We start from the raw sequence: 13,313 nt of genomic DNA, 5'->3' as shown, positions 1-13,313 counted from the left end.
CCTTGTTCCCCTTAGTTTTTTTGTGATAGCTCTAGCTCATCTATTTGCACTTGCAGATGAAGAGAGTTTTGATTAATTTGCGTTGCATTATGTTGCAGTTTTTCACCCTCAACTTCGGTGCTGGATGCTTGAGCGCTAATGCTTTCAATGCTGCTGGCCATTTCATTGGCGACGATGCTTTGTTCACTGGCTGCGGTAGCAATTTGCGAGCTCATTTGGTTTATTTGCTCTACGCCTTCGGTAATTTGCACAAACTTCTCTCGCGATAAATTAACTTTCTCTAGAGCCTCATTGGCCGAGGTATTGTTTTGGTCAATGGTACTGGCCGAGCTGCTAATTCCCGAAGAGAGATGCTCTAACATGGTTTGAATCTCTTTAGTGGCTTCTTGCGAGCGAGCTGCCAGATTACGCACTTCGTCTGCTACTACCGCAAAACCTCGCCCTTGCTCTCCGGCCCGTGCGGCCTCAATGGCGGCGTTCAGCGCTAACAGGTTAGTTTGTTCGGCAATGCTGCTAATGGTGTCGGTAATTGAGCTAATTTGTTGGCTTTCTTGGGCTAGATTTTTGATTTTGTCGGTGGTGGCGGCCATTTCGCTGCTAAATTGCTGCATTGTTTCCAGTGCATCAGCAACCACTTGGTCTCCCTCTTCAACGGTTTTACTTAAGTATTGAGTCGTATCGGCAGTGTTTTGCACATTCTCTCTTACGCCGTCTACTGTCACCGACATTTGATTCATGCCAGTGGCGATTTGAGTGGTATGGCTACTTTGGGTTCGCATACTTTGCAATACGTCATCACTGGTAGCAGAAAGGCTATCGGCGGTATCTATCATCGCTTTTACCGACTCAGATACTTGCATAAACATGGCTTTGTAGCGTGCCTGCACAATCTTAATCGACGCCAAGGCTTGCAGCATTTCTAGGTTGCCATCAACGGTGATGGCTTGGGTGAAGTCTCCGGCGGCTAAGTCTCTATTGTGCTGCTGAATCAAGCGAATTCGCTGGTATACGTGTTTATGGCTATAGAACCAGTAGATCAGTTGAACCACTGCGCCACTTATTGCGAGCAGCTTTATGGTGGTATTTTCTGACGCTATAACAATGGCTGCACACAGGCATAATAGCAGTAGGTTAAACATCATATTAATGGTGCTAATCGAGGTGCGTTCAAATAATGGTGCATTAGGAATCTTGATGCTGCTATTGCTACGCATTTTTGCGTAGAGCTTTTCGGCTTCGCTTACCTGTGCGTCATTAGGTTGAGAACGAACCGACTGATAACCTACGGTTTTTCCTTGTTTCACAATAGGCGATACAAAGGCGTCTACCCAGTAATAGTCGCCATTTTTACAGCGATTTTTTACATATCCACGCCATGGGTTTCCTGATTTTACGGTTGACCAAAGGCTTTCGAAAGCTGCAGGAGGCATTTCTGGGTGGCGTACTATATTGTGGTCTTGGCCAATGAGTTCTTCGCGAGTAAAGCCGCTAATGGCTACAAAGGCGTCATTAACGTACTTAATTTTACCCTGTAAATCGGTGATGGAAACTAAGTCTTCTTTGGACGTGAATTTTTGCTCTTGCTGGGTAATGGGTTGATTATTTCTCATTTACCGTCCTTTAAATGTGCAGTGCCTAAATCATTAGCGGCATTCACTAAGCGCAAGCCAGAACGCCAAGCAATAAATACGCGCAAAATATTGTTTCGTAATTAGCCAAAGTGTAGCTGGGTAAACTATTGGCAAAATTAATATTAGTGCTTTTGACCGCGAGCTTGGCGGATTAATCACGCTTTTGGGGCGCGGTGTTTGTAAGATGTCAGTTTATTGAAAGCGGCTGGAAAGGCTTGTGGCTGAGCTAAAAGCGCTACTTTTATAAATCTTGAATTGCTTGGTTTAGCGTCATGGGGGAGCTTGTTTTCTAGAGAGGCCCCGTATTTTGTTTGGCGGTAAGCTTATGCTAAGAGTTAAATGTAGAACGAACCTGTTAGGGGGAAGCGTTTGCTGCTTAATGGCATAAGCTAGACAATGATTGGGTCACTAAATACTAGGGTTTTAGCCAACGGGAATATTCGCTGCTGCTGTCCTTCATATCCAAATATAGCCATACCATGCGATCTACAAACCACGCTTTAAATGCCATGATCCAACAGTTAGCTGCTATGAGTATTGTGATATCTAATTGGTAAAGCCCGTATATAAATAGCGGAACACCTAAGCCAGATAATACCTGCAGAATGATACAGGGTTGTAGGTGGTGCCGAGGAATCTTGACATGTTTACGTTTAAGATAAATTCGCTCGCCAAAGGTACCCATGGAGGCCCAGTTATGGGTGTTAGTGGGTTCACCAAATAAACGGGGATTAACCCATATCCAAGCAATAGACAGCAGAATGGGCACTATTGCATATATACCGAGCCATTGCCGAGACCAAAACGCGAGTGATATTAGCGGCAAAATACTAAAGCGGCTGTACACACTCCAAGGATTTGCATGGCGGCGCCAACTACGTTCGTCCATGCCCATCAGTTTTTCTGCCAACTGAGTAATATTCATAACTCTTTAGTGACCCTTGGGCAAAGGAGCAGCCTTTGTCTTGGCTAAATGGGTACTGATGAAATAGCAACAAACGCAAGCTGCAGCGATACCAAGTAAGTCGGCAGAGGCATCTACTAAATCAAAGGTTCGAGTTGGCATATAGGCTTGGCTAAGTTCTTCGCCTAGTGCAAAAACAGTCACCGCTATTGCTCCCCAGTAAATAGGAATGTTGGCAATGCGTAGGCCGCTGAATTTGGTCGCTAATACGCAGATGAAGGTGAGCGTGCCAAACAAACCAAAGTGGCCTAGTTTGTCACCATAGGGAAGGGATCCTACCACATTGAAAAATACGCTACTGGCGCCAGTATTGGCCAAATAAATTACCCAAAGGATAAAACTAAACAACAGTAGGGCTAAAATGCTGGCAAATTTATACATGAAAGAAAGCTGAGCTAAGAAACATTGTTGAGCAATATAACAAGGAGTGGTGATTAAGATAAGTCATTAGTTTCACAACACTTAGTCTTTGATCGCCTCCTTTCAATAGTGGCTCGATTGCTTAGTTGCATAAGAAAGTTGGTTTGATCGCCATTAAATGAAAATGCCCAGATACGATAACCCCTAATTGGGGAAGAGGGTTGCTAAGCTTGAACATAAGCACTCGCAGCTAACAAGGCCTTAGCTGCGAGTGATAAAGCTTACAGTTTGAACTGATTTACTACTTGGTAGAGTTGATCGGTTTCATTACTGACGTTGTCGGATTCTTGGCTGACTTTACGGGAGTTGTCAGAGGTGGTTTTCGATTTGGTATCAATATCGTTGAGGTTTTCGCTAATGCTGCCAATCACAGAGCTTTGCTCATCCGTCGCTGTCGCTATTTGTAAACACATATCATTAACTTGCTCAATCGCCCCTCTAATACTGTTGAAGGCTTGTTGAGCTTGCTTCACATCTTCTACGGTCGCGTCTACGTGGTTATTGCCAGCTTCAATGCTTTCAACAGCATTTTTCACGCCACTGCCTAGGTTTTCGATCATTTGGCGAATATCTTCGGTTGATTGCTGGGTTCGCCCGGCTAATGAACGTACCTCGTCGGCCACTACCGCAAAACCGCGACCTTGTTCACCTGCGCGCGCTGCCTCAATGGCAGCGTTTAACGCTAATAGGTTAGTTTGTTCGGCAATGCCTCTAATCACATCCATTACCGATGAAATGCTGGCGGCTTCTTTTTCCAAAGTGCCAACCACCTCTACTGATTCCTCCATGCGTACCGCTAATTGCGTGGCTTTATCGGCAGAAGACTCTATCACTAAGGCGCCTTGCTCGGCTTGTTGCGCTATGTCACGGGTTGCATTTGCTACGTGTTCAGCGTTTTGTGCCACTTCTCTTACAGCCACGCTCATTTCTTCTACTGCAGTCACAATCATTGCAATTGCATCATGTTGTTGTAGTGACAATGATTCGTTTTCTTCGCTTAGCTGGCTTAGCGAGTCGGTATTGCGTTTCAAAATTTCACTACTATTTGATACGCGAGAAATAGAGGCGTGCAACTTACTCATAAATTGATTGTAGGCTTGGGCTACCTGGCCCAATTCATCTTCGCTTGATACTGTTAAGCGTTGAGTTAAGTCACCATCTCCATCGGCAAGTTCAACCAAACCATCGCGTAATTGTTTGGCCGGAGTCGCTACGGCTTTGGGAAGGAGGAGGATAATCAGAAATATTATGCCTACTACAATGGCAATAATAATCAACATTGAAGTACTGGCTCTATCGGCTAAGTGTTCTGCTTGAATGGTGCCATCTTTAGTCTGTTGCATGAGCTCACTAGTCACGTCATCCATCGGTTCTCGCACCGAATCAAACAGCTTTTTACTGCCAGTGATACTAATTTCGTCGGCTTCTTGATAATTGCCAGCCTTAGCGGCATTAATCGCTTTGTCTGATAACTTAATGAGTTTGCTTAAGTTACTATTAAAAGTAGTAAATGTTTGACGATAATCGTTGCTATCTAATGCCGCAGCAGCGGTATTTGCTCTGTCTTTGGCTTGGCCAAAATCGCGATTACGTTTATCGAGTACTTTTTTTAGTTTTTTTGCATCGCCTTCGCCATTTCGATACATCGAAATTAGGCTTAGCTCACCCACTTTAGCTTGATACAGATCTTTGTCAGCGTCTAACAAGTAGCGCATTGAGTGGGTGATAACGCTATTTTGGTACTCAGCCTGATCACTTAATTGCTTAAGGGATGAGTAGTTGTTGATAGCCAAAATTAACACTAAGCCAAGTACCGCCAGCAAGGGAAGGCGAATTTTGTTGGCTAAATGAGTATTCCTAAAGTATCCGAACATAGATAATCCTTTTATGAAACAGGGATGAGCACCGCAGTGGCAGCGTACCAACATATTATAGAAACAAAGTTATCAAGCTAAAATGATCTTGCCCCGTTATTGTAAGCTGGGTGCTAAGCCAGTCACGTTTTTATTGCTCGGCGCTTTACTCGGTAATCTCCTACCGATTAAATAAAAAAACTAATAGTTTTTGAAAAGAAGATAAGTTTCGTGAATATTAGAAAGGTGGATTTAAACCTACTGGTTTACTTAAACGTATTGCTGGAAGAGCGCAATGTCTCTAAGGCTGCTAACAAGCTAGCACTAACGCAGCCTACTATGAGTAATGCCTTAAAACGTTTGCGAGAATTGTTTGACGACCCGCTGTTAGTGCGTACTGCCGAAGGCATGACTCCCACCGAAAAAGCCACCAAACTTAAACCTGAAATCGTGAGTTTGTTAAGTTTGGCCGAGAAAATAACCCAGCCAGACAAAGACTTTTCGCCGGAACAAAGTAGCGTGACTTTTCGTATTATGTGTAACGACTATATTGAAGCGACCTTACTGGCCCCGTTCATTCAAAGTGTATTGAGCAGCGCGCCCAAAATTAACTTTGATTTGTTTGGCCCTGGCGATATTCGTTTGAGTGATATGGAAAAAGGACACATAGATTTAGCCATTAATCGTTTTACTAGTTTGCCTAAAACCTTTCATCAATCGAGCATTTGGCGCGACAACTTTTGTTGTTTGCTGCATAAAGACCACGCTTATACCGAGCAGCTTAGCCTAGATAGCTATTTAGACAGCGAACACGTTTGGGTGAATCGCGCGGGCTGGGGAGCAGAAACAGCAGTGGCTAACCAAAGCAGTGGCCATAAGTTGGGTTGGGTAGATGAAGCCTTAGCTCAGCTTGACCAAAGCCGAAATATTCGGGTTTATACACGCCATTATGGCTTAGCGGGCTTGCTGGTGGCTCAACCACAATTGATCGCCACCTTACCGCGCCGACAAGCGATGTTGTACAAAGATAATCAAGACTTACGCATTGTTCGGGTGCCTTTTCAAATTGTGCCTATCGAAACTAAAATGATTTGGAGCCCTTTGCTGCAGCACTCTAAGGCACACCAATGGTTACGCCGCTCATTGATTGAATTCTCTGCCTCGGTGGCCGATAGATAACAGCAAAACTTAGTACTATTCACAAAATCTATAGTTTGTATTGAAAACTACAATTTCATTTTATTTTGGTGGCGCGCTATCTTGAAGGTGAAGCTTAGTTAAGGGTTTAGCTAAGCAAACAAAACAATAATAAAAACCACCAGAAGGAAATTGACCATGAATACATCACAACATAGCGGTCAAGGTTACCAACACAGAGACAACCTATTTATTGATGCGCCGTTACTGACATTTATTGAGCAGCAATTGCTTGCTAATAGCTCTGTTGCATCAAGTCAGTTTTTTGAGGCCTTGTCTGTCTTGGTAGAAGAATTTGGTGGAACCTATCGCAGACTTAACCAAAACAATAACGAAATGGCCTGCGAAGATCACTTACAACAATGCCAAAAAAGTACTCAAGCGCCAACGTCCATCAATATTAGTCGTGGCAGCAGTAAAGCAATTTTAGATGAATACAGTTGTGCTATTCCAAGTTGTATTCTCGATGTGTTAACCACCACAATGATTGCCGAGCAGCAAGATATGATGTTGTCGTTAAGTACCAGTAACCCCGAAGAAGCAGAGCTAATGGAAGCCGTGTTTAAACGCGCTCATGATTTAATGGGCCTTACTAAGCAACATATAGAAGTGATTCGTCCGGTTGATAATGTAGCTTGTATCGCTCAAGCGCGGCAACGTGCTGAGTATGCAGAGCCTCAAGCAATGGTAAGCCACGGATGATCGTAAATGTAGAGCGTAAAAAGCCAAGCAATGCTTGGCTTTTTCTTTTGAGCTGGAGTTACCTTAAGCTCTTAACTTATCGAGCGCCTAGTAGGGCTTAGCCACCAAGCACTTGCTGAACATAATTTTACTGTTGTTGGGATCGCCCTCATCTTGGTAGCCGGATATCTGGTAGCCCGCTGATATGAGTAACTGCAGCATAGCAGGGTAGCGATTCATTGATTTTACCGTTAGCTGTTTATAGCCATTTTTAATCGCCCAGGTTTCTTGGCGTAGCCGTAATTGAGAAGCAATGCCTTGCTTGCGGTAAGCTGGCATTACACCGCCGATCCAGCTGTAAAAAATATCTTTTGATACTTGGTAACCAAGCTTATAAGCGACCGGCTTCCCCTCATGGCTGGCGACTAAAATGAGAGAGTTGGCATCAGCTAAGCGCGTAATGATCTTGGCCTTAGTGGTTTTATGGGCAAACTCTGGGATTTGCGCGTCCACTTCTAATACTTGCTCTATTGTTCCGCATTGATATTCAAGCTGCATAAGGCGCTACAGTACTTTTTTGTATTCAAACAGGGTAAAAGGATCGTTCGGTCTAGGCTGCATTTCGCCAACTTTTTTGTAACCCAGTTTTTGATAAAAGTGTTGGTTTCTAAAAGCTTTGTATGGCGTCACTAAATGCCAAACAGAGATGGTAGGGTAGCACTGCTCGATAAGCGCCATAGCGGCAGAACCAATCCGTTTGTTTTGGAAAGAATCACTGATGAAAAAGTACTTAATTTCCATCTCAGAGTTGCTTAGCGGCACCATTAACATACCGCCCGCTAACTCGCCGTTGTATTCGATAGTGTAATAGTGACCTTTAGCTATTTGCTCGAAATGCCAAGGGAGAGACTCAATACCTGGAGGGTAAGCGCCATATTGTTCTGCATCTTTACTAAAAGCCTGTATGGCAATAGTTTGCAGTTGTTCAGCATCACTGGCATTTGCTTGTTTTAGTTGGGGTGTCATAAAGGTTTTGTTGAGGTGGCGTTACAGATAATGATAAGCCTAATTATCTTGCTTAGCATTAAATAGGTGGCTTTGATTGATGCAAAAAAGCCAAGCGGATGCTTGGCTATATTTGGACATTAAAGCTAGGGCTTATTGGTTTTGCTTCTCTTGCTGAGCTATCCATACTTTTACTAATTCCAATAAATCGGGATTGGCTTTTAGTGCTGAGGTTGCAGCAGCAAATTGGGTGACCGTATCACCGGTGAATAAAGCCATGTTCTCTTCCACATAAAACTTCATTAAGGAAGCCCGTTTTAAGTTTTTACCATGGCTTTCATTGAACTGTTTTAGATGGCTTTCAAACTCACTCAAAAAAGAGCTAGTGAATTTTAAAGTGACCGGCATAATTTTTTCTTCGTTCATTTGATTCGCTTCTAGGTACTTAAGGATTCCTAAAGTATACCTCTATGTAACTTTTTTAATAGTTTCCTGTGTGGGTTTGGCTGGTGGGTGGCCAAACCAAGCCAGTAACTTGGCGAAACCAAGCTTAAGTGACGTTATCAGCTTACTTAGCAGGGCTTTAAGGTTGTCTTTACCCATGATTATTCCAGCAAAGAACAGCATTATTTCAGGTAAACCCGCTACCGCAAAGGTAATAGCGGTGGCTTTTACTGCGGTACTTAAAGGGCTAGCTGTAATGATAGGAACGGCGATAAAGGGTAGAGCTATGGCAATGGCTACTAAGGCAATACCGGTGTTTAGTCTTGTGTTATTCATGTTGACCTCGTTTTAGCTTTTTGCGCTAGGCGCAATCTAAAGTAAGGCCGTCCTTGGCGGGATGTATTTAGGCATTAACTCGCATTGATTCAGTATTGAATTCATAGTGCTTACTTAATTTTTGCCTAAGGTTCTTATCCTGTTGACTGGTGTGCTCGCAGGAAAAAGTTCGTTGCTGATTAGGTTTTGTTACCCCATTAGCGGGTAAATTTTTCTTTGTTCTATTGTTGTTTCGAGATTTAATATATACAAAAAAGAAACCCAAAAGAAACCCTGTTGTGTTTCTTTTGGGTTTTCTTTGAGTTTTTGATGGGCGGGAGTGTTGTAAGTATTTGTGTTTTTCTCAAATAGTGTTGCCTATCTTTTTGTTTTAATAAGATTTTATGGTTATTACATTGCAGACTAAAAAAACACTTCAATGAAAGGTTACAAAAAATAGTTGGGTGAACATTTCGCTCTAAAGATTGATAAAACACCTAGGATGGCTTGTTCAGCAGGTTACAGTCTGCAGTTCTTAAGCCTTAAATGTAGTCGTTATGAGCAGGGCGCTTAAGTGTTTGGATGTGCGGTGGCTTGGCGCTAAATAGGTTTTTAGTATGGAGGCGGTAGGTGGAGAAATCGCTGGCTTAGAATGAACAAAGCCAGCAATCGATGCTGGCTTCTATAATTTGCTGAATAAGTTTTTGCTTAAACTAATTTCATCTCTTGGATGATGTCTGAGGCTATCTCTGGTTTGGTACTGGTTGGCTTCTCATGAAGATCGGCTTTCAAGTTTCCTTTGCGATGGGCTAGGCCGGCTTCTAGTTTTTTTAGTGCTGCTGCAATGGCTGGATACATTACTGCGTTCGTCGATTTTGCTGAAACTCGCACGCCTTCATAATTAGTGAAAACTTCTATGTGATGTTGCCCGTGCTCTTTTGTGATGATGATGTCGCAGCTTATCAGTTGTGGAAAGTGGTTCGATATTTTCTCAAATTTTCTTTCAACTTCAGTTCTTGATTCTTCGCCTAAGGATACGTGCTGGGTTTGAATATTCACTTTCATATAATTACACCTTGCTTATCACTACGTCCTTTAAACTTAGCAAACTCTGGCCACTTAGCCCAAGCGTATATTGCACATGTGTGATTAAGTTCGGTGTATTAAAAAAATCTTGCGGTTATGCCTTGAAATTAGCCGCTTGAAAAACAATATCTTGGGTAGGTTATTTTGTTTAGGAATGACAAGGTCAGATAAGTGGATAAATATCTGCTTAAGTACTGAACAAAGAGGGTGTAAGCCCGAAACTAAGACTAGTACTTCACTGTCTATAACTCTCATGATTTAGCGGCAGGGTAAGAAAGCTCGGCCGTATAGACGCTAGCCGAGCTTGTTACTATTCTCAACGGTGACTAATTACAAACAGTTCCACTTAAATTTACGATTTCAGCCTTAGCGTTTGAGCTTCCTTTATCCACTTGAACACCAATAACGACAGACCCATTGGCAGCAATATTCCCGTTCCATGGGAGGTTTTTGGCGGTGTAAGGGTTGTTGCCACTAAACTCTGCATTCCAGCTATTGCTTACCGTTGAACCATCGTTAAGTTGCCACTGGATTTCCCAACTATTTATTGCCGAACTACCGGTATTGGTGATGGTAATATCTGCGGAGAAACCGCTGCTATAGTCTTGGTTTATGGAATAGCTGCAGTTTGATGTTAGCTCCGGATCTGGCTCTGGCTCAGGGTCAGGACTTGGGTCTGGATTAGGAGTAGTGGTCGACGTTTCTACAAATTCTATCCAGTTAAGGTTAAAGCCGCCAGATAAGATATTAGCCCGCAGAGAATTACTGCTGGCATCTTGTATGGTGACGTCTTCAAGCGTTACCGTTGTCCAGTTTTGCCATCCGCCTGTTCCACTAAAGTTAGCCGTTCCCAGGTTGTTTCCATTGAGTTGTAACTGAATCGAGTGAGCAGCAGTACCATTGGCGGCAACGCGAATATTGATGTCATAGACTCCGGTTTTAACATCAGCGAAGGTGTAATCTAGCCATTCCCCGTTTGCTACCCAACCTAGATTATAACTGCCACTTGTGTCGGTAGTACTTTGGATATCCACATCATCAGATCTAAACACATTGCCGTTGTTATTGGCGGTAGTATCAAAGTAACCGGTGTTGTTTCCTCCAAGGTCGTAATGTTGCGCTTGAATTCGACCAGGAATGCTCTGAGAAACATAAGCGTCTTGCTGTGGCGAAGAACTGCCGCTAGCATCGCTTTCTCTTACTCCCAGTCCCTGTTGAGAAGTAGGAACGATAAGCTTGCCAGAATTATAATAAGCACGGCCATTAAAAGTACTTCTATCGTAAGAACCGGTTCCCCAAGATGCACTATTCAGCCAACGGTTTTTTACTGCTTTGCGGTAACTGTTTTTATTCGGCGTCGTTGAGCGATAAGCGTCGGTTTTTAAACCAATTTGCTTAAAGCGATTGTCGGGGTAACTGTTGGGTTTAGAGCTTTTTAATTCGAAGTTGAGTGACCCGGGGTCAACAAAGTGCGAAGTGTCTAGGCTAATGCTCCCTCTCTCTGTGCCATAGCCTGGACTGTGTTGAAAATTGATGTCGGTGTTGCTAAACAAGTTGTCGTAAATGCGTATTTCGGTAGGAAACATGCCCAATTTAGCTCTTGAGTCCCTTAGCATTGTTTTGAGGTAAGGGTATCGATTGGCCCAGTAGGAGTTATCCCAAGACAAGTTGTAAGTTGCGGTTTGATTGTTAACAAAATCGCCTAATACTTTTTCTGCTCGGCCCAAGTAATTACTTTTTGATGTTGAGTTTGGGTTGTCTTTTAGAAATGCCACTGAGGTGTTATACGCTTTCTGGAACGTGGCGTCTCTGCCTAGTAAATCTACCGCTTTTCGTGTGTCCATCAAATAGTTGTATTGAACGGTATGTCCAGATCCCATATTCATTTTTATGGATTGTGAGCCCGCTTTATACATCGTGTTATACAAGTATTGTTCGCCAGCGTCATAGTCGTCGGAGAAAAAGCCCGCTCGTTCTACTAAGCCGGGAGTGGTAATTAGGTGGTGAACAAAGTTGTATTGGAGCTTGTTTCCAAAAGAGAAAATATTCGCACCAGTATAGGTAGCGCCTCCATCGCCTTCTTCATTACCTACATTGAATATTTCGTTGTATTCAAGGGTATGGTCAACCCCGCTAAAGGTAATGGGTTGCGCATTACTGTTGTGTACCAAGTTATGTTTGAATACTTGCCCTGCACCGGCAATGCCGACTACATCGCCACGCCCATCGGGAAGGTTAACTTGTGAAAAGTGATTGTTTTCAAAACGATTTCGACCATGGGTTATTCCACTCGCGTTATAGCTTCCGCCTCGCAGTCGGCTGCCTCGGCCATTGTCATAGAGATCTGAACTAATAAGGCTAGAATTTGTGGCGCGGTCTCTTAAGTTTACCGGGGCTAGCGGCAGCGCGGTGTAGCGAAAGGTACAACCTGCAATCTTAATATTGTCGCCTTGATTAACGGTAATTACACCGTCTTCGCTATTTCCTTTACCAAAGTGCTGAAATACAATCTTTTCAAAAGAAAGGTGGTTAGCGCCATTGACATAAATGGCTTGCGGGCCAGCCCAAACCCCAACGGTATCGTTGCCTGACATCGTGCCATTGGGCGGGAATATGTATAAACGGTTGTCGGTTTTATCAAAAAACCACTCTCTCTCTACATCTAAGGTGGCCAGCATGTTTTTAATTCGAAAACGTGGGGCGGTGGTAGAGCCTTTTAAGGTGTAACGTGCTTTGTTTACCATTACAAAGAGTCGGCTGCCGGTGCTGCCAAAACGTTGCACCGGTATTTGCTCTCTAAACCAATCGGCACTGAGGTATCCATCGATATACGCTTGTCTTCCATTTCGTTCTAATTCAATACGAAACTTGTCGTAGTCAATCTCTTCATGCATTCGAAACCTGTCACCTAAGGGGGCATCGTGGGTGCCGTTACCTGTTCCTAAAGAGCTAATAGTTGAAACGTTGAAAAAACCAATATTGGGTGAACGAGTGGTGATTAACGGTTGGGTATTAAAGCTAAGCCCTGCGCCTGGCTCTTTAAGGAGATTGATGAGGCTTTGGTCGCTAATAACCTGAGACCATATCTTACCTGCGCCAGTGCTATGCAAACGGCTACGCAGGCTACCTTCTACTAATTGAAACTTAGAGGCATCAATTTTTGCTAAGCCGTCAAAAAAAGCCGTTTCTCCGCTGTAAGAGCGATATGTTACTGGTGCAGCCGACGAGCCTGAATCGGCTGCTGAAAAGGTGACTTGCTCAGTAATGGGGTAAGTACCTGCTCGAAAATGCACCGTGCTTGGAGAGCCATCTTTCTCAGCTCTTACTTTATCTCTTGCGCCTTTTAGGGTTTTTAAGGGCGATTGCAGGGTTCCGCTGTTGGCGTCATTTCCTTCTAGCGACACGTAAATATCAATCGCCTTTGCGGTGAAACAAAAAAAGGTGAGGGCAAATATAGAGAGAAAAATTGTAAACCTAGTTAGCTTGCCCATTGTTAGAAGTGAAGGGCTGGAAAGGCGAGTTGCTGCGGGTTTGCCTTTTTCGACGCGTGTAGAAGGTGAAAACCTATGGTGTGTTGTCGTGCTTTCTATATTCATTTTAGCTGCCTAAAGCGGGTGATTGTTGATATAGAAATAATCTGTAGTTATCTAACGTTGCTTAGATAAAAAAATGCCCTTTATTTCCATACATAAATTCCGTTATGTACTCAACTATTCC

The 13,313-nt window shown here is 43.4% G+C and carries 12 protein-coding genes; 2 read left to right on the top strand and 10 right to left on the bottom strand.

The window, feature by feature from the left end; genetic code table 11:
- Positions 1–11: 11 nt before the first annotated feature.
- From Q4549_RS04375 to Q4549_RS04360, 4 genes are all read right to left on the bottom strand, one after another.
- Positions 12–1,610, bottom strand: coding sequence for a PAS domain-containing methyl-accepting chemotaxis protein (locus tag Q4549_RS04375; protein WP_303549060.1), 1,599 nt, complete (start codon positions 1,608–1,610; stop codon positions 12–14).
- Between the two features lie 436 nt (positions 1,611–2,046).
- The gene (locus Q4549_RS04370; protein ID WP_303549063.1) at positions 2,047–2,556 is read right to left on the bottom strand and encodes a DUF6653 family protein; all 510 of its coding nucleotides are present in this window, start codon (positions 2,554–2,556) and stop codon (positions 2,047–2,049) included.
- Positions 2,557–2,562: 6 nt separating this feature from the next.
- Positions 2,563–2,976 (bottom strand): VanZ family protein, encoded by a 414-nt coding sequence (locus Q4549_RS04365; protein WP_303549066.1) that lies wholly within the window; start codon positions 2,974–2,976, stop codon positions 2,563–2,565.
- Between the two features lie 260 nt (positions 2,977–3,236).
- A complete protein-coding gene (locus Q4549_RS04360) occupies positions 3,237–4,889 on the bottom strand; it encodes a methyl-accepting chemotaxis protein (RefSeq protein WP_303549069.1) in 1,653 nt (550 codons plus the stop codon).
- Between the two features lie 210 nt (positions 4,890–5,099).
- Here Q4549_RS04360 and Q4549_RS04355 point away from each other — a divergent pair, with 210 nt between their 5' ends.
- Positions 5,100–6,047, top strand: a complete 948-nt coding sequence (locus tag Q4549_RS04355) for a LysR family transcriptional regulator (RefSeq protein ID WP_303549072.1) — start codon at positions 5,100–5,102, stop codon at positions 6,045–6,047.
- Positions 6,048–6,203: 156 nt separating this feature from the next.
- Positions 6,204–6,767 carry a hypothetical protein gene (locus Q4549_RS04350; protein WP_303549075.1) on the top strand — a complete coding sequence of 188 codons (564 nt, stop codon included), beginning with the start codon at positions 6,204–6,206 and terminating at the stop codon, positions 6,765–6,767.
- Positions 6,768–6,854: 87 nt separating this feature from the next.
- Here the strand turns inward: Q4549_RS04350 and Q4549_RS04345 are convergent, their stop codons facing one another.
- From Q4549_RS04345 to Q4549_RS04320, 6 genes are all read right to left on the bottom strand, one after another.
- The gene (locus tag Q4549_RS04345) at positions 6,855–7,304 is read right to left on the bottom strand and encodes a GNAT family N-acetyltransferase (RefSeq protein WP_303549077.1); all 450 of its coding nucleotides are present in this window, start codon (positions 7,302–7,304) and stop codon (positions 6,855–6,857) included.
- A 6-nt stretch (positions 7,305–7,310) separates the two neighbouring features.
- Positions 7,311–7,772 (bottom strand): GNAT family N-acetyltransferase, encoded by a 462-nt coding sequence (locus Q4549_RS04340; protein ID WP_303549080.1) that lies wholly within the window; start codon positions 7,770–7,772, stop codon positions 7,311–7,313.
- A 132-nt stretch (positions 7,773–7,904) separates the two neighbouring features.
- Positions 7,905–8,177: a hypothetical protein gene (locus Q4549_RS04335; RefSeq protein ID WP_303549082.1), complete on the bottom strand. Its 273-nt coding sequence runs from the start codon at positions 8,175–8,177 to the stop codon at positions 7,905–7,907.
- Positions 8,178–8,219: 42 nt separating this feature from the next.
- A complete protein-coding gene (locus Q4549_RS04330) occupies positions 8,220–8,531 on the bottom strand; it encodes a hypothetical protein (protein ID WP_303549085.1) in 312 nt (103 codons plus the stop codon).
- 687 nt (positions 8,532–9,218) lie between these two features.
- On the bottom strand, positions 9,219–9,575 hold the full coding sequence (raiA, locus tag Q4549_RS04325) for a ribosome-associated translation inhibitor RaiA (RefSeq protein WP_303509501.1): 357 nt from the start codon (positions 9,573–9,575) through the stop codon (positions 9,219–9,221).
- Positions 9,576–9,922: 347 nt separating this feature from the next.
- Positions 9,923–13,000 carry a cellulose binding domain-containing protein gene (locus tag Q4549_RS04320; RefSeq protein WP_303549087.1) on the bottom strand — a complete coding sequence of 1,026 codons (3,078 nt, stop codon included), beginning with the start codon at positions 12,998–13,000 and terminating at the stop codon, positions 9,923–9,925.
- Positions 13,001–13,313: the final 313 nt, after the last annotated feature.

The sequence above is a fragment of the Agarivorans sp. 2_MG-2023 genome, from assembly GCF_030548085.1.
GTDB lineage: Bacteria > Pseudomonadota > Gammaproteobacteria > Enterobacterales > Celerinatantimonadaceae > Agarivorans.
Note: the sequence above shows the minus strand (reverse complement) of the source record. Positions and strands in the feature narration are given on the sequence as shown.

Bases quoted from the DNA above. Each gene is read 5' to 3' on its own strand.
- Q4549_RS04350 (WP_303549075.1), top strand. From the start codon at position 6,204: ATGAATACATCACAACATAGCGGTCAAGGTTACCAACACAGAGACAAC.
- Q4549_RS04365 (WP_303549066.1), bottom strand. From the start codon at position 2,976: ATGTATAAATTTGCCAGCATTTTAGCCCTACTGTTGTTTAGTTTTATC.
- Q4549_RS04370 (WP_303549063.1), bottom strand. From the start codon at position 2,556: ATGAATATTACTCAGTTGGCAGAAAAACTGATGGGCATGGACGAACGT.
- raiA (WP_303509501.1), bottom strand. From the start codon at position 9,575: ATGAAAGTGAATATTCAAACCCAGCACGTATCCTTAGGCGAAGAATCA.
- Q4549_RS04335 (WP_303549082.1), bottom strand. From the start codon at position 8,177: ATGAACGAAGAAAAAATTATGCCGGTCACTTTAAAATTCACTAGCTCT.
- Q4549_RS04330 (WP_303549085.1), bottom strand. From the start codon at position 8,531: ATGAATAACACAAGACTAAACACCGGTATTGCCTTAGTAGCCATTGCC.
- Q4549_RS04345 (WP_303549077.1), bottom strand. From the start codon at position 7,304: ATGCAGCTTGAATATCAATGCGGAACAATAGAGCAAGTATTAGAAGTG.
- Q4549_RS04360 (WP_303549069.1), bottom strand. From the start codon at position 4,889: ATGTTCGGATACTTTAGGAATACTCATTTAGCCAACAAAATTCGCCTT.
- Q4549_RS04340 (WP_303549080.1), bottom strand. From the start codon at position 7,772: ATGACACCCCAACTAAAACAAGCAAATGCCAGTGATGCTGAACAACTG.
- Q4549_RS04375 (WP_303549060.1), bottom strand. From the start codon at position 1,610: ATGAGAAATAATCAACCCATTACCCAGCAAGAGCAAAAATTCACGTCC.